19 protein-coding genes and 1 other RNA gene are annotated in these 21,087 nt (G+C 54.3%); 12 read left to right on the forward strand and 8 right to left on the reverse strand.

Features of this window, described 5'->3' with window-relative positions; translation table 11 throughout:
• Positions 1-10 precede the first annotated feature (10 nt).
• Both rfaD and waaF read left to right on the forward strand, forming a co-directional pair.
• Positions 11-967, forward strand: a complete 957-nt coding sequence (gene rfaD / locus ACT3T6_RS06685) for an ADP-glyceromanno-heptose 6-epimerase (RefSeq protein ID WP_087106966.1) — start codon at positions 11-13, stop codon at positions 965-967.
• Positions 960-2,006 (forward strand): lipopolysaccharide heptosyltransferase II, encoded by a 1,047-nt coding sequence (waaF, locus tag ACT3T6_RS06690; protein ID WP_193053428.1) that lies wholly within the window; start codon positions 960-962, stop codon positions 2,004-2,006. The genes rfaD and waaF overlap by 8 nt, the downstream gene beginning before the upstream one ends.
• Here waaF and ACT3T6_RS06695 read toward each other — a convergent pair.
• On the reverse strand, positions 1,996-3,648 hold the full coding sequence (locus tag ACT3T6_RS06695) for a sulfatase-like hydrolase/transferase (RefSeq protein WP_193053427.1): 1,653 nt from the start codon (positions 3,646-3,648) through the stop codon (positions 1,996-1,998). The two genes, waaF and ACT3T6_RS06695, sit on opposite strands and share 11 nt — an antisense overlap.
• A 354-nt stretch (positions 3,649-4,002) precedes the next feature.
• On the opposite strand from ACT3T6_RS06695, the gene ACT3T6_RS06700 reads away from it, so the two are divergent.
• Both ACT3T6_RS06700 and ACT3T6_RS06705 read left to right on the forward strand, forming a co-directional pair.
• Entirely contained in the window at positions 4,003-4,938 is a 936-nt protein-coding gene (locus ACT3T6_RS06700; protein WP_193053426.1) for a glycosyltransferase family 2 protein, read from the forward strand.
• Between the two features lie 101 nt (positions 4,939-5,039).
• Positions 5,040-5,804: a glycosyltransferase family 2 protein gene (locus ACT3T6_RS06705; RefSeq protein WP_193053425.1), complete on the forward strand. Its 765-nt coding sequence runs from the start codon at positions 5,040-5,042 to the stop codon at positions 5,802-5,804.
• Here ACT3T6_RS06705 and ACT3T6_RS06710 read toward each other — a convergent pair.
• Entirely contained in the window at positions 5,784-6,824 is a 1,041-nt protein-coding gene (locus tag ACT3T6_RS06710; RefSeq protein ID WP_193053424.1) for a glycosyltransferase family 9 protein, read from the reverse strand. The two genes, ACT3T6_RS06705 and ACT3T6_RS06710, sit on opposite strands and share 21 nt — an antisense overlap.
• 84 nt (positions 6,825-6,908) lie before the next feature.
• On the opposite strand from ACT3T6_RS06710, the gene ACT3T6_RS06715 reads away from it, so the two are divergent.
• Positions 6,909-8,036 (forward strand): glycosyltransferase, encoded by a 1,128-nt coding sequence (locus tag ACT3T6_RS06715; protein WP_193053423.1) that lies wholly within the window; start codon positions 6,909-6,911, stop codon positions 8,034-8,036.
• Here the strand turns inward: ACT3T6_RS06715 and ACT3T6_RS06720 are convergent.
• Both ACT3T6_RS06720 and ACT3T6_RS06725 read right to left on the reverse strand, forming a co-directional pair.
• Entirely contained in the window at positions 8,009-9,055 is a 1,047-nt protein-coding gene (locus ACT3T6_RS06720; protein WP_193053422.1) for a glycosyltransferase family 9 protein, read from the reverse strand. The genes ACT3T6_RS06715 and ACT3T6_RS06720 overlap by 28 nt on opposite strands.
• 106 nt (positions 9,056-9,161) lie before the next feature.
• Positions 9,162-9,905, reverse strand: coding sequence for a 3-deoxy-D-manno-octulosonic acid kinase (locus ACT3T6_RS06725; RefSeq protein ID WP_193053421.1), 744 nt, complete (start codon positions 9,903-9,905; stop codon positions 9,162-9,164).
• On the opposite strand from ACT3T6_RS06725, the gene ACT3T6_RS06730 reads away from it, so the two are divergent.
• The 3 genes from ACT3T6_RS06730 to waaA are packed head-to-tail and all read left to right on the forward strand — an operon-like array spanning position 9,904 to position 13,716.
• Complete coding sequence (locus ACT3T6_RS06730) at positions 9,904-11,001, forward strand: glycosyltransferase family 9 protein (RefSeq protein WP_193053420.1); 1,098 nt, start codon at positions 9,904-9,906, stop codon at positions 10,999-11,001. The genes ACT3T6_RS06725 and ACT3T6_RS06730 overlap by 2 nt on opposite strands.
• On the forward strand, positions 10,991-12,421 hold the full coding sequence (hldE, locus tag ACT3T6_RS06735) for a bifunctional D-glycero-beta-D-manno-heptose-7-phosphate kinase/D-glycero-beta-D-manno-heptose 1-phosphate adenylyltransferase HldE (protein WP_193053419.1): 1,431 nt from the start codon (positions 10,991-10,993) through the stop codon (positions 12,419-12,421). The genes ACT3T6_RS06730 and hldE overlap by 11 nt, the downstream gene beginning before the upstream one ends.
• Entirely contained in the window at positions 12,421-13,716 is a 1,296-nt protein-coding gene (gene waaA, locus ACT3T6_RS06740; RefSeq protein WP_193053418.1) for a lipid IV(A) 3-deoxy-D-manno-octulosonic acid transferase, read from the forward strand. The genes hldE and waaA overlap by 1 nt, the downstream gene beginning before the upstream one ends.
• Positions 13,717-13,720: 4 nt before the next feature.
• Here waaA and rpiA read toward each other — a convergent pair whose 3' ends face one another.
• Positions 13,721-14,392, reverse strand: a complete 672-nt coding sequence (gene rpiA / locus ACT3T6_RS06745) for a ribose-5-phosphate isomerase RpiA (RefSeq protein ID WP_193053417.1) — start codon at positions 14,390-14,392, stop codon at positions 13,721-13,723.
• A gap of 181 nt (positions 14,393-14,573) precedes the next feature.
• Between rpiA and ilvA the strand changes: the two genes are divergently transcribed.
• Positions 14,574-16,088, forward strand: coding sequence for a threonine ammonia-lyase, biosynthetic (gene ilvA, locus ACT3T6_RS06750; protein WP_172118926.1), 1,515 nt, complete (start codon positions 14,574-14,576; stop codon positions 16,086-16,088).
• Between the two features lie 390 nt (positions 16,089-16,478).
• On the opposite strand, the gene ACT3T6_RS06755 is transcribed toward ilvA, so the two are convergent.
• The 3 genes from ACT3T6_RS06755 to ACT3T6_RS06765 form a co-directional block, all read right to left on the reverse strand.
• A complete protein-coding gene (locus tag ACT3T6_RS06755; RefSeq protein ID WP_192526742.1) occupies positions 16,479-17,105 on the reverse strand; it encodes a 5-formyltetrahydrofolate cyclo-ligase in 627 nt (208 codons plus the stop codon).
• A gap of 6 nt (positions 17,106-17,111) precedes the next feature.
• A non-coding RNA gene (gene ssrS / locus ACT3T6_RS06760) (6S RNA) lies at positions 17,112-17,295 on the reverse strand.
• A gap of 53 nt (positions 17,296-17,348) precedes the next feature.
• A complete protein-coding gene (locus tag ACT3T6_RS06765; protein WP_192526741.1) occupies positions 17,349-17,648 on the reverse strand; it encodes a cell division protein ZapA in 300 nt (99 codons plus the stop codon).
• Positions 17,649-17,809: 161 nt separating this feature from the next.
• Here ACT3T6_RS06765 and ACT3T6_RS06770 point away from each other — a divergent pair, with 161 nt between their 5' ends.
• The 3 genes from ACT3T6_RS06770 to ubiH all read left to right on the forward strand — a co-directional run bounded on the left by ACT3T6_RS06770 (position 17,810) and on the right by ubiH (position 21,060).
• Entirely contained in the window at positions 17,810-18,388 is a 579-nt protein-coding gene (locus ACT3T6_RS06770; protein ID WP_087106933.1) for a UPF0149 family protein, read from the forward strand.
• 15 nt (positions 18,389-18,403) lie between these two features.
• Positions 18,404-19,741, forward strand: coding sequence for a Xaa-Pro aminopeptidase (gene pepP / locus ACT3T6_RS06775; protein WP_193053416.1), 1,338 nt, complete (start codon positions 18,404-18,406; stop codon positions 19,739-19,741).
• Positions 19,742-19,830: 89 nt separating this feature from the next.
• Positions 19,831-21,060: a 2-octaprenyl-6-methoxyphenyl hydroxylase gene (gene ubiH / locus ACT3T6_RS06780; protein WP_193053415.1), complete on the forward strand. Its 1,230-nt coding sequence runs from the start codon at positions 19,831-19,833 to the stop codon at positions 21,058-21,060.
• The last annotated feature ends 27 nt before the right edge of the window (positions 21,061-21,087 follow it).

Below are 21,087 nucleotides of genomic sequence, written 5' to 3' on the forward strand. Positions count from 1 at the left end.
GGAGAGCAAAATGATCGTTGTAACAGGCGGTGCCGGTTTTATTGGCGCAAACATCGTGAAAGCACTGAATGCGCGCGGCCGTAATGATGTCATGGTGGTGGATGACCTGCGCGACGGCACTAAATTTGTCAATTTAGCCGACTGTACGCTGGCCGATTACCTGGATAAAGATGACTTTCTTGCCAAGGTAGAGGCCGCGTTGCGCGGCGAGATAACCGACTTGCCAAACATCGAGGCGATTTTTCATGAAGGGGCGTGTTCCGATACCACGGAGTGGGACGGCCAGTACATGATGAAAAATAACTTCGAGTACTCGAAGGTACTGCTGAATTATTGTGAGAAATTCGGTATCCCTTTCCTCTACGCATCATCCGCCGCGACCTATGGCGGCAGTGACGTCTTTAAAGAGGCGCCCGAGTACGAAAAACCGCTTAATGTCTACGGTTACTCCAAGCTGCTGTTTGATCAACATGTGCGCTCACGCTGGGAGTCGCTGACTACCCAGGTCGTTGGTTTCCGTTATTTCAATGTTTACGGCCCTCGTGAACAGCATAAAGGCAAGATGGCAAGTGTCGCTTACCATAACCATCTTCAAATCCGTAACGGCGAAACCCTGAAACTGTTTGGCGCCTATGGTGGTTATGAGGCTGGCATGCAGAGCCGGGATTTTGTGTACGTGGGCGATGTCGTCGACGTCAATCTATGGTTTTTGGATAACCCTCAAGCGTCTGGCATTTTTAACCTGGGAACTGGCCGAGCAGAGCCCTTTAAAGCGATTGGCGAAGCAGTCATCGACTTCTATGGTAAAGGCGAGATCAATTACATCGATTTTCCTGAAGAGTTGAAAGGCCGTTATCAAAGCTACACGCGTGCCGACATCAGTCATTTGCGTGAAGCCGGCTGCGATGTTGAGTTCAAAACCGTGGCCCAAGGGGTTAGCGCTTACCTGGAGTGGCTAAATGGCTAATTCCGCCAAGCGTCTGCTGGTGGTTGGCCCGTCATGGGTGGGCGATATGGTCATGGCGCAAAGCCTCTTTATGACGCTTAAAGCGCGTCAGCCTGATGCGACCATTGGGGTGGTTGCGCCCGCGTGGTCACAGCCCATTTTAGAGCGTATGCCGGAGGTAGACGAAGTGCTCCCCTTGGCTGTTGGTCACGGCGAGTTTGGTTTGGCTAATCGCCGTGAACTCTCCAGCCAGCTAAAAGGGCGCTTTGACCGTGCCATTGTGCTGCCACGCTCCTGGAAAGCCGCCCTCGTTCCCTTCATGGCTCGCATTCCTGAGCGGGTGGGCTTTTTGGGCGAGCATCGCTATGGGCTTTTAAAAGAGCGCCGCAAGCTAGATAAGCAGGTTCTGGACCAGACCGTAAAGCGGTTTGTATCGCTGGGTTTGCCTCGTGATGAAGCGCTAAACGGGGATTTTCCGATCCCCAGGCCGCGTTTAATGATCGACCGGGATAACCTGGTTAATTTGCGCCTGGCTCATGCGCTGTCATCGCGGCCCGCCATTGGCATGATGCCCGGTGCAGAATATGGGCCTGCCAAGCAGTGGCCGCTGGCCTATTTTCACAACCTGGCCGCACAACTTATCAGCGACGGTTTTGAAATTCGGGTACTGGGTGGGCCAAAAGATCATTCGGCAGGCGAGAGCATTGTGAAAGGGCTTCCCCATGCGCATAATTTATGCGGCAAAACGCAGTTAGCCGATGCGGTAGACCTGTTGGCCGACTGTCGGCAAGTGGTAACCAACGACTCAGGTCTCATGCATGTGGCCGCTGCCGTCGGCGTGCGCATTCATGCGCTTTACGGCTCTTCGTCACCGGCCTATACGCCGCCCTTGACCAACAACGCTGTCGCTCATTATTTGGGGCTCTACTGCTCGCCCTGCTTTAAGCGTGTTTGCCCGTTGGGGCATACCAACTGCCTTAATCAGTTAGCGGTAGAGCAGGTCTATCAGGCGATGCAAGCCGACCCGCAGCGTGCCAGCGGCTTGATCATTAATGGGTGATGTTTACTTCGTCGGCCTGATCCGCTGGCGTTTCTGTCACTTGAGTTGCTGAGGTATCTTCTGCTTCGCGGCGTTGGGGCGTTAGCCCTTCCCATAAGCGGTGCTGCAGGGCGGTTTCCTCACGCAAGCGCTCGTTGAGTGTTTCGATACCATGCACCTCAGCCAGCGTGGGTTTTTCACTGAGTAGTGAAGCACCCAGCCCTGCTCGGTGATCGTTCAAGGTAAAGCCAAGCGCTTCTAATATCGTTGGAAACACATCCAGCATCGTGGCATCGCGGCGAATACGCTGGGGCTCAATATAGTCGCCTAGCATAATCAGCGTGTTATCGCGGTCCAGGGCTGTCAGTTGGTCCCATACGGAGACTCGCATGGTGAGGTGATCGCTGAGTACAACTACCAGCGTATTATCCAAAAGCCCTTCGCGCTGTAACTGCTCGATAAATACCCGTGCTTCATGAGCCGAGCACTCCACTGAGTACAGAATATCCTGGCCATCAAATATGCCCTGGCGGTCCTGGCAGGATTGGGACGGAAACCCGCTCGGCGCATGGGCTGCCAGGTTAAGATTCACCACTGCCCAGGGGCCGCTATTCTCTTCATTTAACCGGCGTATTTCATCAGCGGTAAACTCATAAAGCGTGTCGTCATGGAGTCCCCAGTTATTTAAATACTCTGGATCTTCCATGTCGGGTAAAAACGCTTCTTTACCCATTACGCGATTAAACTGATGACCACGATAGAAAAGGCCTTTACCCGCGAACTGCGTACTAGCGCCCCCCAGGTAGCTTAATTGATACCCTTGAGCCGCTAAAATATCACCCAGGCAGTCAACGCCAGGCACCACCTTTTTCAATGGCTCAAACTGTGTATCGTGTAAAAGCCCGGCAGGCATTAGCGGAACACCGCACTGACTGGCGATCATTCCCGCCATGGTCCAGCCGGTGTTTTCCATTTGTCGGATGCCTTCGAAAACCAGACCCTGTTCGCCCAGCGTGTTCAAGTCGGCATAAGCGTCATCAAAAACCTCGTTGCTATAGGTCCGCTCAAGGCTCTCCAGGTACATGATTAGCAGATTAGGCGTGTGTGACTGCTCGCCGGTCATGGGCGGCATATAACGTCGATTTAACCACTCTCTATCATCAGCCACGACGGCAACGCTGCGTTGCCCCAAGCCATAAAGTAACGGGTTGGTCGCCAGCAAAATAATCGCAAAATAGCGCTCGGCTAGTCGCCAGCGCTGGTCATGGCGGGAAAGCCACGTAATGGAGCATAAAATGCCCAGCATAGTCAGCGTATAAAGCACCGCGACCACCATTTTGCTGGCGCCGCCGTGCTCCGCGATACCGGCCTGTAAATGAAAAAACACAGCGCCTAAATCGACATTGCCGAAGCTGTCAGCTAAATAAACGTACACGCCCATCAAGCTTAGCGGCACTAATGACCAGGGCCATACTTTGCGGTAGCGAGCATTTGCTGGGCGACCCCAGCTCAGCTTCAACCCCGTGCCGATCCAACCAGCGGCGATGAGAAAGAGCGCCCACCAGGGCAGGCGAGTTAACACGGTAGCGGCATAGCCCAGGCTAAGGCCAATGGTCGCTAGTGGCAGCCAGGGAGTAAGTTTCAGTATCCTTGAAAAGGGCATGCCATATCCTAATGCTATTGCAATTTTGGTAAAATAACGTTGTTGGTGCTAGTGCAATGTTACGCTAAAGCGCCGCTGAAAAACCATCTGCCTTCTTATGCCCTTGATCGGCAGGGGGGGGAAGTTTGATTTTCTATATGGCAGCACGTTGAGGCAGCCTACTGTGGCTATATGAATGAGCTGTTGGTTTTTATCGATCCAGGGTGGGTTGGCAGCGATGTTTAATAGTATGGCGGCTTACGGTAGAATTTAAATAGTTGACTATATACATCTATCTGCAACCGCTATCAGAAGTATTCGTCATTTATTGTAATGAAGCATTCTTTAAATTGAACTCAACCACAGTGGTTCCTTATGAAAAAAATAGAAGTGTCATTTATTACGATAAATTATAATTCTTCACAATATACAGCTGAATTAATTAATAGCATTTTATCGAATACTGATAGCGTATCTTACGAAATTATTGTTGTTGATAATGCCTCTGAAGATAAAGATTTTTTAAATCTGAAAGAGTTTCTGAAAGATAAAAATGACGTGAAATTAATTAGGAACTCCATCAACAGCGGGTTCTCAAGTGGCAACATGCTAGGGGTAAATCATGCGAGTGGACAGTATTACTTTTTTGTTAACAATGATTGTAAACTTTTAAATAATACGGCAGGTGTATTAAAGACATATCTGGATTCAAACGCAGAGGTGGCGTTGGCAACTGCTCAAATAGTCGATGCCAACAACAATTATTCATCTTCGCACAAACAGTTTCCCCATCTTTTAAAACAGCTGTTTGGTAACAGCGTGCAAAGAAAGTTTTCAAAGGTTAAATTTCCAAGCAATCGTGTGAAGCTAGATAAACCCACACAGGTTGAAGTTGTTAGTGGCTCTTGCATGTTTTTTAATGCAGATGCTTTCTGCGATATTGGTGGTTTTGATACCGCCTTTTTTCTTTACTGTGAAGAAGAGGATATTGCTAAAAGAGTTTGGGAGTCTGGTAGTAAAGTTTTTTTTATTCCTGAAGCACAGGTATTTCACGAAGCGGGTGGTAGCACAGAGCAGGGGTTTCTAATGCAACAAGAGTTTTATATTTCCTATTACCACTTGCTAAGTAAACACTACAATCGCACCAGTCGAACTCTACTTAAAATAGCATTATTCTTTAAGCTGTTTTTTAGAATGTTTAAGAAGAAAATGGGCGTCAGAATGTTCCTGTTAATGCTAAGTGGATTTCCGCAAAAAAACAGCTTGAGATACTCTCAAAAAATAAAGAAGCACCACGAAGAGGTCGTTTAGAAAACAGCAAGATGCTAATTAAAAAGATGCTAATTTTTACATGCGATTTGTGAAAGCTATGATGCTGCTACCTTGAAAAATTCTTAAGCTGAGAAATCCTCTTGCCAATTTCTGCTGTGTTGATTGTTAAAAATGAAGCGCACCATCTGCGTGAATGCCTTGATACGCTCACCTGGGCCGACGAAATTGTCGTGCTGGATGCGGGGAGCCAGGATGAAACCTGCGCGATTGCGCGCGAGTATACGGATAACGTAAGTGTTAATACGGATTGGCAGGGCTTTGGCGTACAGCGTCAGCGCGCCGAGGCGCTGGCCAGCCACGAATGGATATTGATGGTGGATGCCGATGAGCGCATTACGCCAGCGCTGCAAAAAAGCATTCAGGAGGCTGTGCAGGGGGGGCCAGCCGTTTTTAGTCTCGGGCGGCTTTCCTGGTGTTTCGGGCGGTTTATTCGTCATTCTGGCTGGTACCCGGACTGGGTCGCGCGTCTCTATCCCAAAGGGCAAGCATCCTATAATGCAGCGCTGGTACATGAAAAACTGGTGGTGCCCGATGGTCTAGCGGTCAAACGCCTATCAGGTGATTTGCTGCACTACACTTACCGTGATCTGCGCCATTATCTGGAAAAATCTGCCCACTATGCGCAGGCGTGGTCGGAGCAACGGGCCGCTCAGGGTAAAACAGCCACGCTGGCGAGCGGTTTCACACATGGGCTTGCCTGCTTTGTGAAGATGTATCTGCTAAAAGCGGGCTTTAAGGATGGCAAGCAGGGGTTCTTGCTAGCGCTTTTGTCAGCGCACTCTACGTTTAATAAGTACGCTGACTTATGGATCCGCACCCGAACATCACCCCCGCATAAACGCTGAAAGGAGAAACGTTGAAATTTGCTGAGCGGCAGCGTCAATATCAATCGCCGACATGTCCTGCTGATCAGCAGTGGCTGGAGGGCTAAAGGCCAGCCGCTTTTCAGCGCTGTTGCACGTTTGCCAGCGCAGTGGGGTGGCCGAGCGTTTAGCCGGGTAGAATCCTGCGGTGGCGATGTCCAAGCATCCAGCAATATGCAGCGGACCAGTTGAGCCCGCAATCAGCATATCGGCCTCGGCCAGCCGGTGGGCAAACTCAGCGATGTTGCTGCTCTCGGGTAGATGCCTGGCCGTGACGCCAGCGCTGGCAAGCCGGTCGATTAACGCTTGGGCAGGTGCCTCTTCTCTAGGGCCGGCGCTGATCAACCAATTAATAGGTGGCGCTTCTTTCACCTGCTGGTCTATTTGAGCAATAAGCCCCGCGTACTGATCAATTGAAAGATTAACCGCCGAGCCACCGCTGCCTGGATGCACAACGATAGATACTTCGGCTGTCATCTCCTCTGTCGGCGTTTGGCCCTGCATTTGTGTTCTGGGCAGTGGCCAAAAGGGCGGTTCGGGCAGTGCAGGCAGCTTAAGCGAAAGCCTGGATAACAGCTCGCACGCTAGGTCCACGTTGTACTGATATTCAGGCTTTGCCGATTGAGAGCGGCGCTGGCGAATGCGCACGTTGTAAAACAGTTGAGCCCACTTGGTCGCAGGAGCAACACGAAGCGGTATACCTGCCCGCCAGCCTAGCCAGCCAATGCGTGGCGTTGAAAACAGGGTCAGCAGCGCATCAAACTGGGCGGATTTTACGCGCTTAAGCAGTGCTTTCTGGGCGTGTTTGTCAGCATGGCTACCAGGGTCGATAATCACCTCATCCACCCAAGGGCATTCGCTAGCCAGCGGTGCAGTGTAAGCCGGTACCAGCACCGTAATATGCGGCGTAGGTGATGCGCTTTTTAGGCAGGCCAGCGCTGGCCAGGCCAGCATGAAATCACCAATTTTATCATTACGTACGACCAGCACTTTCTGCGCCATTTTGGGTGCCCCGTTAATTGCAGTCTGTATACTACAAGAGAATGAAGGGCTTGTTTAACAGTGCGTGGCGAAGTGAGGGATGCGATGGTAAATAAGGTGGTGCAACTTTGTCTGTCGAAGGGTAACGGCGGAATGGAGTTTTATGTTGACCGTATAACCGAGGATTTAAAAGCGGCCCAGATTGACGTCATCGGCATCTGCCTTGAGGGCACGCGGATTAATACTTATATGCAGCGTCATCAGATACCTTACCTGGCATTCAAAAGCAGTACCCAAGCGCTAAAGCACGTGTTACGCATCCGCCGATGGTTGATCGAAGAGAACGTTCGCGTTATCCACTGCCATAAATCGAGTGACCTGCGTTTAACTGCACTTTTAAAACTGGTTATGCCGAGTGTTCGAGTGTTCTACACCGACCACATGGGCGGGCAGCGCCCCAAAAAAAGTCTTTACCACCGCTTCGCTTATGCCAATGTAGAACGCGTCCTGTCGATTAGCCAGGCGACCCACCTTCGTAACATTCGCAATCTTCCGCTGCCCAGCGAAAGGGTTGTCTGCTTACCTCACGGTGTCGATATCAATAAGTATCGCCCTTGCAATGATGAGCGTTTTATTCACACCAAACGTGCAGAATTAGGAGTGCCTGAAGAGGCCGTTATTATCGGATTGCCTGGGCGCGTGACGCCAGGTAAAGGCCAGGATGTCTGGGTTAAAGCACTACTGGAACTTGATCCCGCGTTGCCCTTTTACGCCGTGTCGATAGGCGGTACTGACTATGCGTCCGGGGGGGAAGAAAGTTTCTATAGCGAGCTACAAGTGATGATTGCGGGCACGCCGCTTGAGAAAAGAATCAGTTTTCTCGGCCACCGCAGTGACCTACCCGAGATCTTGCCCGCGCTGGATTTGGTATGTATCCCCTCAGAAAATGAAGCGTTTGGCTTGACCATTATTGAGTCGATGGCGTGCGCATTGCCGATTATTGGCTCCAACACGGGGTCGCTACCCGAACTGGTCGATGAAGCCTCTGGCGTGCTCGTGGGCCCGCACGATATTAACGCGTGGGCCAAAGCGATGGAGGCCATGGTGCGTGATGAAACAACGCGTCATGCCATGGGTAAGGCTGCCCGCGCGCGCGTTGAACAGCATTTTAGTAACCAGCGGCATGTAAAGCGCTTGATTGAGTATTACAAAATCTCGGCAGATGAAGGGTAGACCCGCTTGAATGCGTCAGCCAGCCGCTCGGGTGTCAGCCCCTGCTCAACATGATTCGTTGAATGGATGATTTCATGGAGCGTTGCCTGGGGTTGCCATGCGCTGTCGATAACCGTATACACGCCCACCGTGGGGCGATTATAGGCGCTGGCGATATGCACAATAGAGGTGTCGGGTGAGAAAACGACGGCGGCATATTTGACGAGAGCGGCTGACACCAACAGTGAGCACGGGCCAGGAAACGTGTGAACAAATGGAAACGGTTTGGCTAACTGCACGGCTTTTTGTTCACCACTGGGGGCATAGGGAATAACCAACGGTAACCCTGTGGTTTTGTGAACAATATCCATAAGCGCCTTGGCTTTAGCCATGGAAATACAGCGATAGTCAGCGCCGCCATCAAGATTAAACAGTACATAGGGACCAAGCACGCTCGCCCACTGATGGACTTCCTGATCGATATTGGCAGGGATCGGCAGCTCAAAGCGCCCTTCGACACTACCTAACCCGACTTTCTCAATCAGCTTGGACCAGCGAGTGGGTAGCGATGTGTCATACGTGATTGGCTGGCCAAAGTCAGCGAATGCCTGCATGTTGTAAGCGCTATAAGTGAGGTTCATACGGGCTTTCAGTTTGCCCACAAAATAGATGCCGGGAGAGGTGGCGTGTCCCGTTGCATCTACGCAAAGATCAATACTTCCATGGCGCTTTCGAAGGTTCCTCGCGAGCGTTTTGACCGCTTTATAGTCCCTGTCTCTGGGGACAGTTTGAACTTCAACTCCCTCACTTTTCAGTGTTTCGAAGACCGGGGCGTTTCTGTGCGATGCTACGACACAAAGCCAATCAACATGGCGCGCCTGTAAGGCTCTGATGATGGGGTAAATAGCCATTCCGTCGCCAACCGATTTTGGGCAGAGAATGACTGCCTTGCGCACCGTGTCGGGTTGCCAGCTGTCGGGAGTGTAGTCGTACCAGCGTTCAAGCAGCCTGCGCCCAAGCGCCTTGTTCCATCTTGGCATTCGATTATTTTCCTTACGCGCTCATTATAATTCGATAATCAGTATTTTATAAGAATAAGGCGTTAGTAAGGAAGATACTTTAGGTCATTAGGCTTGGCGGATATATTTAGCTTTCCCTGCCAGTGAGTGCCCTTTCAGCATAGCCTTGTCGGATAGGGGTTATGGCGTGAGGTGCGTTAAACTTCGCCACTGAGCGGGAAAGGCGCGCCAGATTAGCAGCTTGCCATTTGCCTGGAGGGCGTAGGCGGCAGCGGTCCAGGTCAATCAACCAGGGTTTTCCTGCCGGGTCGACCAGTATATTGCGTGCGTTAAGGTCGACATGATCAAGCCCTGCATCATGAAAGCGTTTGATCATCGCGCCTACCCTTGCAAGCAGCGCATTATCGGCGCTGTTTTCAGTAAGCAGCGAGGCTAACGCCTGAGCGCCGGGGACCCTTACCGTTAATAGCGCCGCTTCATAAGTGACACCATAGCGGGTGACGCAGCAGGCAACCGGGGCTGGAACGGGCAGGCCCTGTTCAAACAGCGTGGCGGTTAAGCGCAGTTCTCGAAAGGCGCGGGTATGCTCGGCACCTGTCCATAGATAGCGCTTTTCACTCAACCTGGCGACCATGCCGCCGCGTCGATAGGGGCGCAGCACCCACTGCTGGGTCGGCGTTGCCTGTAGGAAAAGGCTGCTGCCCCGGCCGGGCGCTTCACCTACCACAAGGTCCTTGCCGCGCCAGTAATTCGCGCTGAACAGCTCAGGCCCAATCGGGTGTGATAGTTGGTGTGATCCCGGTGCGTCACTTAAACTGTCTGCATCATGTAACATCAGACTATTTTTTTGCCGGAGTGCCGTTAAGCGCATGAAGCCCTCGTTGCCTGCTGAACCCAACCACATTGCCATTTTGCGCCTCTCCGCCTTGGGAGATGTGTGCAATCTCGTGCCGACGGTACGCGCATTGCAGCGCCAGTGGCCACGAGCGCGTATTACCTGGATTATCGGCAAGGGGGAGCATAGTCTACTGGCGGGGCTTTCCGGGGTCGAGTTTGTCGTGTACGACAAGTCGACCGGCCTTGCTGGAATGCGCCGCTTGTGGCGCGAGCTTGCCGATACACGCTTTGATGTACTGCTGCATATGCAGCAGGCGATTCGCGCCAGCGTGCTCTCTCTGGGCCTAAAAGCCAATGTACGCGTAGGGTATGACAAGGCTCGCGCCAAGGATGCCCAGCACTGGTTTACCCAGCATCAGCTGGCGCCGCATCCCAAGGCGCATGTGCTGGAATCCTTTATGGATTTTGCTCGCCTTCTGGGTGTGAAGGACGACCACCTGGAGTGGAACATGCCGGTACCCGCGATGGCCTATGAAGAGGCGCGGGTCATCAGTGGCGAATCGCCTTATCTTGTCATCAACCCATGCAGTAATGCCCGCTTGCGCAATTTTCGCAATTGGTCGGTGGAAGGTTACGCCAGCGTTATCGAACACGCCTGGCGACACCATGGTCTAAAAAGCGTGCTGACCGGGGGAAGCAGTACGCTTGAGCGCGAAATAGGCGAGCAGATTGAAGCCTTGTGCCAGCCGGGCAGCGTGATTAATGCGATAGGCGGCACGTCATTGAAAGGCGTGTTGGCCCTGATTGGCCAGGCGCGTGCGGTGATCGCGCCGGATACCGGCCCCGCCCACATGGCCAATGCGATGGGAACGCCCACCCTAGGGCTGTATGCCACCACGAATCCGCAGCGGGCGGCGCCTTATTGCTGGCGTGATTTCGCCGTCAATGCGTATCCGGATGCCGTGCATGCCTACCTACATAAGTCGGTGGGCGAGGTCGCCTGGGGGCAGCGGGTGCGCCATCAGGATGCGATGCAGCTCATTAAAACCGAGACCGTTATTGCCCAGCTGGATACGCTTCTTGCGCATACAGCGTCAGACACAGTTGCAGGATCTATTCATGAAAGTTGATTTAACCGCGTTAGAACATGCCCATATACTGGTCGTCGGCGATGTCATGCTTGACCGTTACTGGCACGGTGGCACGTCGCGCATTTCTCCTGAAGCCCCGGTACCGGTCGTGCGTGTTGAAGAGGCCGACGACCGCCCCGGGGGGGCGGCCAACGTGGCGCTGAATGTGGCCTCTTTAGGCGGCCATGCAGCCCTGGCAGGCGTTGTCGGGGATGACGACAACGCGGTGTTATTGGAAAACCGGCTGCATACAGCCAATGTAAATACTCACTTTCAGCGCAGCCCCGACGTGCCCACGATTACCAAGCTGCGTGTGATGAGTCGTAACCAGCAACTGCTGCGGCTGGATTTTGAACAACGCCTGGATAACATCGACACTGGCGATTTATTGGCCCAGGTGGAACAGGCGTTGCCGGACTGCGATGTTGTGATCCTTTCAGACTACGGTAAAGGCACGCTCAACCAGGTGGAGCGGCTGATTGCCCAAGCGCGTGCGCATGGCAAGCGCGTTTTGATTGACCCCAAAGGGCAAGACTTCAGTAAGTATCGCGGAGCGAGCTTGATCACGCCTAACCTTGCAGAGTTTGAAGCCGTGGTAGGCCACTGCGCAAGCGATGCTGAGCTTGCCAAGCGCGGCGAAGCGCTGCGCGCCGAGCTTGAGCTGGAAGCCCTGCTGGTCACCCGCAGCGAAAAAGGCATGACGTTGATCTGCGAAGGCCAGCCGCCTATTCATTTACCTACGCGCGCTCAGGAAGTGTTTGATGTCACCGGGGCCGGTGACACGGTCATTGGCTTAATGGGCCTCGCGTTGGCCGCAGGCCATGCCTTGCCCGAAGCCATGATGCTGGCGAATCTGGGCGCGGGTCTGGTGGTTGCCAAGCCAGGCACCGCGACACTCTCAATAGCCGAGCTTTATACCGCGCTACACGGCGATAGGCTCGCCGAGTTTGGGGTTATCGAGCCGGCGCCTCTCGTTGAGGCTGTGCGTGCGGCACAGCTACGCGGTGAAAGGGTCGTCATGACCAATGGCTGCTTTGATATTCTGCATGCAGGGCATGTGGCCTATCTGGAGCAGGCAAAACGCCTCGGTGATCGCCTGATTGTGGCGGTAAATGACGATGCCTCCATTGGCCGTCTTAAAGGGCCCAAGCGGCCGATTAATCCGCTCAATCGACGTATGCAGGTGCTGGCTGGCCTGGGCGCGGTCGATTGGGTTGTGCCGTTTAGTAACGATACGCCGCAAGCGCTGATCGAAACCGTTCTGCCTGATATCCTGGTAAAAGGCGGTGACTACCACCCAGACGATATTGCCGGTGGAGACGCCGTTCGAGCCAATGGAGGAGACGTTAAAGTGCTCGGGTTTGAGGACGGCGTATCCACCTCGGCGATGATTAGCTCCATTTTGGACCGCGAGGGATAATGGGGCGAATTAACTGGCCGCGCCTTGGCTATTCTGCGGCGCTCTATGCGCTTTCATCACTGATTGGCTGGCGCATCTGGCGTGAGCAAGTACCTACTTACTCACGTTGGCAGCGGCTGGGCAGGCGCCTTGGTAAGCTGCCTACGCCGCCGCGTATTTGGTTGCACTGTGCCTCGGTAGGTGAGGTCCGTGCGGCCCGCCCGCTGATAGAGGGCCTGCTCGTCCGCTACCCTCGCCATAGCCTGCTGTTAACCACCATGACCGCTACGGGCGCACAGCAGGCGCAGGCATTGATCGAGCAGCAGCTTGATCACCGCCCCCGACTCGCGCACTGCTTTCTACCCCTGGATTTTCCCGGTGCGGCCAAACGGTTTGTGCACCGCGTAGCGCCTGAGCTTGCCATCATGTTTGAAACCGAGCTTTGGCCTAATCTGCTTGATGCGTGTCAGCAACATGGCACGCCGGTTGCGGTGGTCAATGGGCGGCTCTCGCCTCGAGCGTTCAAGCGCTATCAGAAAGTTGCCCCGCTAATGGCCCGCACACTGGCCAATGTCGATTGGCTGGCAGCCAAGTCTGCTGACGATGCCAGGCGGTTTGAAGCGCTAGGCGCTGCGCCCGATAAAACGGCGGTGGTGGGGTCGTTAAAGTTTGAAGTAGGTCTGCCATCAAGGGGGTCGGTTGAAAGTGAGCGCTTACTTTTAGAGTGGGAAGGGCGACCTGTCTGGGTCGCCGGTTCTACCCGTGATGGCGAAGAAGCGCTACTGCTGGAAGCGCACCGGCAATTGCTACATCAATTTCCTGACGCCCTGCTGGTGCTTGTACCGCGCCACCCTCAACGCTTTGATGAGGTCGCAGCACTGTGTGAAGCAAAGAAATGGGAGACAAGTCGGCGCAGCCAGGGCGAACCTGTTACCCCTGCTACCCAAGTGTATCTAGGCGATACGCTGGGTGAGCTGGCTGTTCTCTATGGTGCAGGCCAGGTGGCATTTGTTGGCGGCAGCCTGGTGCCGCTAGGCGGGCACAACGTGCTCGAGCCCGCAGCGCTGGGTAAACCCGTGCTCAGCGGTCCTTTTATCGAAAACTTTGCTGATGTGGTCGAGCCGCTGGAAACGGCTGGCGCACTTACTCTGGTGGCGGATGTCGATGCGCTGGTCGATGCCTTGCAGTGCCGCTTCGTCGACCCCAAACGTTGCCTTCAAGAAGGCCAGGCTGGCCAATCCGCTATCAAAGCGCAGCAGGGTGCGCTTGCACGCACCCTGGAGGGCCTCGAGGCGCTCTCACGCGCTGAACGATAAGCCCTTAACGCACGATACGCTCAACACCACCTGCTTTACCCAGCAGCAATACATCGGCCCCGCGCGCGGCAAACAAGCCATTGGTCACAACGCCGACAATGGCGTTAATGCGCGCTTCCATGGCAACCGGGTCTTCAATCATAAAATCAAAACAGTCGATAATATGATTGCCGTTATCCGTGACGACGCCCTGACGGTAGACCGGGTCGACACCCAGTTTCACCAGCTCACGGGCCACGTAAGAGCGTGCCATGGGAATGACTTCCACCGGCAAAGGGAAATCGCCCAGCGTTGCCACGTACTTTGAACCATCGGCGATGCAGATAAAACGCTCGGCACAGGCCGCCACGATTTTCTCACGAGTAAGTGCGGCGCCGCCTCCTTTAATCATGTGTAAGTGAGCATTTACTTCGTCGGCGCCGTCGATGTAGAAGGGGACGGTGCCTACGCTGTTGAGTTCAAACACTTCAATGCCCAGGCCTTCCAAACGCTTGGCACTGGCTTCTGAGCTTGCCACCGCGCCTTTAAAACGGTCGCGAAACGGCCCTAATCGATCAATGAACAAATTAGCCGTTGAGCCAGTGCCAATGCCCAGTACGGTGTCCTTTTCCAATCCTGATTCAATCTCTTTAATTGCCGCATCTGCGACGGCGGCTTTGAGTTCATCTTGAGTCATGTGTTTTTCCAGGTCAGAGGAGGAGGGTTATTGCGTTAGTATACCGACCAAAGCGCTGGCTGCCGATGGAAACACAGTAGACGTCAGTAGGCGTAATCTGCTACCAATACAGGCTTTGTTAGTGTTTTAACCCCTCACCGTAACGCGTACTCTCACTCACGATTTTCCATTGGATACCTGCATGCTTGAAGCTACCGTCAAAAAGATTCTCCAGGCCAACGTTTACGAAGCCGCTTGTGAGACCCCGATCTCCCCCGCTCCCTTTTTGTCGCGTCGCTTTAACAACCAGATTTTGATTAAGCGTGAGGACCTACAGCCGGTGTTCTCGTTCAAGATTCGTGGCGCCTATAACAAAATGGCTCAGCTCACCGAGGCGCAAAAGGAAAAAGGCGTCATTGCGGCGTCTGCGGGTAATCATGCACAAGGTCTTGCCATGGCGGCAAAACTGATGGGCGTGAAAGCGGTGATTGTGATGCCGCGTATTACGCCGGAAATCAAGGTCCAGGCGGTACGTGCTCGAGGGGCAAAAGTCGTGCTGAAAGGCGATGCGTTTGCCGCCGCTGCCGAGCATGCTCACGAGTTGATCAAAGAGCACGGCTACACCTATATTCCGCCATTTGATGACATTGATGTGATTGCAGGCCAGGGCACGATAGGTGTCGAGATTCTGCGTCAGCACAGCGGGCGTCTGGACGCTATTTTTGTGCCTGTCGGCGGCGGCGGATTGATTGCAGGCGTGGCGGCGTACGTGAAGTACTTGCGTCCTGATATCAAGATTATCGGTGTAGAGGCGGAAGACAGCGCCTGTCTAAAAGCCGCTTTGGCGGCGGGCGAGCGCGTCGTGCTCGACCAGGTCGGTGTATTTGCCGAAGGTGTCGCGGTTGCTCAAATTGGCGAGGCACCGTTCTCGCTGGTGAAGGACCTGGTTGATGATGTCATTACGGTGAATACCGATGAGATGTGTGCCGCCGTCAAGGACATCTTTGACGATACCCGTGCCGTTGCTGAAACTTCCGGAGCGCTGTCGCTTGCCGGCTTGAAAAAATATGTACAGCAAACCGGCGCTGAGGGAGAAACGCTGTTATGTATTAACTCCGGCGCTAATACCAACTTTGATCGACTACAGCATATTGCCGAGCGTACCGAGCTTGGCGAACAGCGCGAAGCTATTTTAGCGGTGACCATTGATGAAAAACCCGGCAGCTTTAAAAAGTTTTGCCGGGCGCTGGGTAAGCGCATGGTGACCGAATTCAGCTACCGCTATGCGGACGAAAGCGACGCGCATATTTTTGTAGGGATTCAAGTAAAGCCGGGCGGCGAAGATCGTCAGGCCGTGATCGCCAAGCTGCGTGATGGTGGTTATCAGGTGGAAGATTTAACCGATAACGAACTGGCCAAGCTGCATATTCGCCATCTAAGCGGTGGCCGGCCCAGCGAGCGCTTTGAAGAAGAAGTGTACCGTTTCGAGTTCCCTGAACGCCCGGGGGCACTGATGAATTTCCTGACTCAACTGCCCCATGATTGGAATATTTCACTGTTCCATTATCGTAATCACGGTGCGGCTTATGGTCGCGTCTTGGTGGGTATGCAGGTTCCCGGCAGTGACCAAACTCATGTGGCAGATTATCTGGATGCGATTGGCTATCGTTACTGGCGTGAAAGCGACAACCCGGCTTACCAGCTGTTCATGGCCTAGGGTGTTTTGATAGGTGGGTAAGTGCTCGCTAACTGCAAAATTCAGGGCCAATAAGGGCTCATGAGTTACCAAAACGTCTAAATAAGCAAAAAAACAGCCTGTTTTGTCGTTGTCATTGATGCCCTTATGGCCCTATAGTCGTCAACGATATTTATGTGGTGCGTCGCCCTTTCTAAAACGCAGGTGGGTGATGCATTAATGCATTGGCGAAAGGCGTTGGAGAATCGGCATGCGGCGGAAAAAGCCTGATATGGTAATGGCATTAACAGTAGTGTTCTTGTTAGGCGTACTCGCCACTGGCTATGCACAGGCGTTATCGGGAAGTTAAACGTAACGCTTAAGGCATCGCAGCCATTTGCCAAAAGGTAGTGTGAGCTGACTTTACGAGAGTCAGCTCTTTTTTTTGCCAGCACGCACGATACTCTCGTCGCTAACCACGGCGGTTAGCGGCACATCCCAGGGTTCAACTGGCAGCGATTCGACACGCTGACAGGCGTGGGCAACGCCAATTAAGGCAGGCGCCGGGCCTTGCCTGCGCATAAACGCAAGACTGCGGTCGTAGAAGCCGCCCCCCATTCCCATGCGGTTCGCCTCGGCATCAAACCCTACCAGCGGCACAATGAGCGTATCCAGCGCCCAAGCGGGCAACCGATTGTGGCGGTGAGCGCCAAACCGGGTATCCGGTTCAAGAATCCCAAAGCGGTTTTTTACCATGGGCGTCGTCGCGTGGTAGTTAACGAACCACAGTGAGTTATCGCTTAGCGGGCGCAGAACCGGGAGATAAACGTCGACATTACGCTGGCGGAGCCAGGGTAGTAAAAGCGTAGGGTCGATTTCACCGTTAACCGGTAAATAGAGGCTGATGCGCTTGGCGCGCTGAATTTCAGGCAACCGTTTGAGCTGTTGGCAAAGGCGTAGAGCGGCTTGGCGCTGCTCATGTTTTGAAAGGGCGAGGCGTTGTCGGCGTAACGCAAGGCGCAGGGTGCGCTTGGCCTCAGGATGATGCAGGCTTTCCATAAATAAGAGTTCCCCAGAGTGCCGCTGTCATTCTGGCCCTGAACCTACTGGTTCAGAGTGGGTGGCCGCAGCCAAACCGTCAGGCTTTCCGACGCACGGACATGCACACGGGTCTGGCTAGCAATTGGCCCCCTGGGTACTGCGCATAGGCTCGAGGGACTATAACGACTGGCGTACACCCCAGAGAACCCCGCTATTCTAACAGAGCCCGCGGCCATGCCAAAGTATTGAGTGAAAGGTTGGCTAAGGCTGGCGGGTTTTTTCCAACGCCCGCTCAAGACGGTCATTTAGCTTGTTCAAGTTGGCTTCGCTTTCCCGGTGCTCATCCAGCGCTTCAAGCAGTTCATGAGTGATATTAAGCGCCGCGATCAACGTGACACGCTCACTGCCTAGGGTGCCGCTTTGCGCTTGGATACCGTTCATGGCGCGGTCCAGATAGCGAGCGGCACGATCAAGCTTGGCTTCTTCCCCGGTATCGCAGGCAATGACATAGCTGCGCCCGAGAAGGGTAATTTCTTTCGTTGGCCGCTTGGCGTTACTCATTTAAAGCTCCAGCGCGGGCCAGCGAGGGGCCCAATGCGTTAACATCATGGCATAGGAAAACAGTCGTCGCTCACTATAAGAGAGGCGCTTGTACGGGGTCAACGCGCAAGTGTCCAGGGCGCATTAACGTATGAATCATTATTACACAGCGAGTTATTACTATGTCATTGATTGATGAGCGCCAGGACTTTTCTGACGTAGCCGATGTTTTTTTGCTGCATGGAAGTATGCAGTCACCGGCCTTTTTAGACGGACGTTTAAGCGCCCTTTTAGCGCTGCGCGATGTAAGTGCCGAGGCATGGCTTGAAGAGGTCTGCATAAGCCTGGGCGTTGAGCAACCGCGTGACCAGCCCAGTGCAGAACGCCTGCTGGGTTGGCGGCGCCAAACGCTGGAGGCGCTCAGCGCCAGCGACTTGAACTATGCGCCGCTACTCCCCGATGAGCTGTTCTCGCTGGGCGAGCAAGCCCAGGGGCTAAAAGAGTGGACGCTGGGCTTTATGGAAGTCGTCGAGGAAGTGGTGGATGGCGAGCTTCGTGAGCGCTGGTCACAAACGCTGAGTGAGGCGATTGACGATTTGGCAGGCATTGGCCACATCGAAACAGATATTGACGACAGCCCTGAAAATGAGAATGACCTGTTTGCTCTGACGGAGCACGTGCGGATGGCAGCCATGCTGCTGTATACCGAGCAGCACCCGGGCAAGCCCCAGGTTGAGCAAGCCGACGCGCCCGTTCACTAATTCTTCGGAGGTTGTATGTTGCCTGAGTTACTTTCCCGGCCGCCTGCGATTGGCAACGAAGAGTATCGCGCTCGCCGTGACGCCTTGATTGCGCAGTTGCCCGCAAACGCCGCTGTCGTGCTGCCTGGTGCTTCACTGGTTACCCGTTCACACGACAGTGAGTACACGTTTCGTCAAAACAGTGATTTTTACTATCTGACCGGAATCACTGAGCCTGATGCGCTACTGGTGCTGCTTCCCGGTCATGACGCCGGGCAGAGCATTGTGTTTTGCCAGGACCGCGACCCAACGATGGAAGCCTGGACAGGCCGCCGTTTGGGCGCCCGGGGCGTTGAAGCGGAGCATGGCATCGACCAGGCGTTTGAAAATGCTGACCGCGAGGCACAGCTGCCAGCGCTGCTGGAGGGCCGCGAACTGCTTTACGTGCCCTTGGATAATCCCGATGCGCTGGGTATTGCCGAAGAGGCTTTCTCCTTCGCCCAAGTGGGGCTGCGCCGTGGGCGGGCCCCACTCAAAGGCTGGCTGGATGTCAGCGCACTGATTCATGCGATGCGGCTAATAAAAAGTGAGGCCGAGATTGCCCTGCTGCGCCATGCCGCGGCGATTTCAGCGCAGGCCCATGTGCGTGCCATGCAGGCATCGTGCCCCGGGCTTTACGAGTATCAGCTGCAGGCCGAGCTTGAACATGAGTTTGTTTGGCAGGGCGGCAGCGGGCCTGCTTACAGTACGATAGTGGGCGGCGGTGCGAACGCATGCGTATTACACTATATCGAGAATCGTGCAGCGCTAACCAACGATAGCCTGGTGTTAATTGATGCCGGGGCCGAGTTTGAACTCTACGCTGGCGATATTACCCGTACCTTTCCGGTAAATGGCCGGTTTAGCGAGGCTCAGCGGGCCCTTTATCAAGTCGTACTGAGCGCCCAGGAGCGCGCAGTCGCCGCTATAAAACCCGGGGCGACGCTCGTTGATGTTCACCAGAACGTCGTTGAGGATTTAACGGCTGGGTTGATTGCGTTGGGGTTACTTGAAGGCGATGTTCAAGCCCGAATTGATGATGAAAGCTACCGGCGTTTTTACCTGCACTCTACGTCCCACTGGCTGGGGCTGGATGTCCACGATGTTGGTAGCTACCGGCTGGATGAAAAAACGCCACGACCTTTAGTCGCGGGTATGGTGTTAACCATTGAGCCAGGACTCTACATTCCCGACGCAGAGGATGTTCCGCCTGCGTATCGTGGAATCGGTATCAGGATTGAGGATAACGTCGTAGTGACCGACGAAGGGTATGAAAACCTGACGGCGGGAGTACCTAAAGGCATGGCTGACATTGAAGCGCTAATGGTTAAATAATAAGCGCACATTGATTGCCTGAATATCTATTATGTAATTTACATTACACCGTTACAGCATGGCGGTGCGCCAGGTGACAGGAGATGCTAATGCCGTCGTCGACGGATACGCCAGTAAAGACGACCACACACGATATCGTGATTGTGGGGGGCGGATTAGTGGGCGCCAGCCTGGGCTGTGCACTGGCCCCGCTTATCAAGCGTTATGGCTGGAAAGTCGCCATTATCGAAGCGACGCCGATGAATGAAGCGCCGCTTGAAGAGAGTTGGCAGCCGAGCTTTGATGCGCGTGCAAGCGCCATTGCTGAAGGCTCAGCACAGCGTTTTCAACAGTTGGGGGTTTGGGATGCCATGCAGGGCGAAGCAACCCCTATTCGGTATATTCATATCAGTGAGCGTGGCCGCTTGGGAGCGACGCGGCTCAGCGCCCAGGAATTAGGCGTCGATGCGCTAGGTCATGTTATCCCCAATGCCTGGATGGGCCGTGTCCTTCACCACCATCTTAAAACGCTGCCGGTCGATTGGTACTGCCCGGCCAAGGTAGAAAAGCTTGCCCCAGAAGGTGGCGGGCACTATCTGCGCCTTTCTGACGGCAGCGAGCTGCGCGCCGCCTTAACCGTGCTGGCCGATGGAGGGCGTTCGGGGCTTAAAGAGCAGTTGGGTATCAACAGTCGCCATAATTCCTACGAGCAGACAGCGCTCATTACCCATGTGGGCATCAGCCAACCACACGAAGGTATTGCCTATGAGCGCTTCACTCAGGAGGGGCCGGTTGCCTTGTTGCCTTTGCCAGGCCAGGCAATGGAGCTGATATGGACACACCCCTGCGGTCAGGAACATGCGCGAATGGCACTCCCGGACCGTGAGTTTCTTGCCCAGTTGCAGAGCGCCTTTGGTGACCGGGTGGGACGTTTCACTCGCGTAGGAAAACGCTACAGCTACCCGCTTTCGTTGGTAACGGCAGAAGAGCCGGTTCGTCCGGGGCTGGCGGTCCTGGGAAATGCAGCTCATGCGCTGCACCCTGTTGCCGGTCAAGGCTTTAACCTGGCGTTACGCGGTATTATGGACCTCGTTGAAGCGCTTGAGCAGGGCGAACAGACCGGGCTGCCACTGGGTGATATGACGACGCTGCAGGCCTTTGAGCAGAAGCGTGCGCGTGATCGCCGCAATGTCATTCGCTTTAGCGACGGGTTGGTGCGCCTGTTCGGACACTCGTTACCGCTTCTGCCTCACGCTCGGGCAGCCGGGCTTATCGGCCTTAACCTTGTAGGGCCGTTGCGACGCAGCCTGGCGCGCCGCGCGATGGGGCTGGAGCGTTAGGCATGCCTCGCTGTTTAAGATTAAAGA

Source organism: Halomonas sp. 72 (assembly GCF_052379785.1).
GTDB lineage: Bacteria > Pseudomonadota > Gammaproteobacteria > Pseudomonadales > Halomonadaceae > Vreelandella > Vreelandella citrativorans.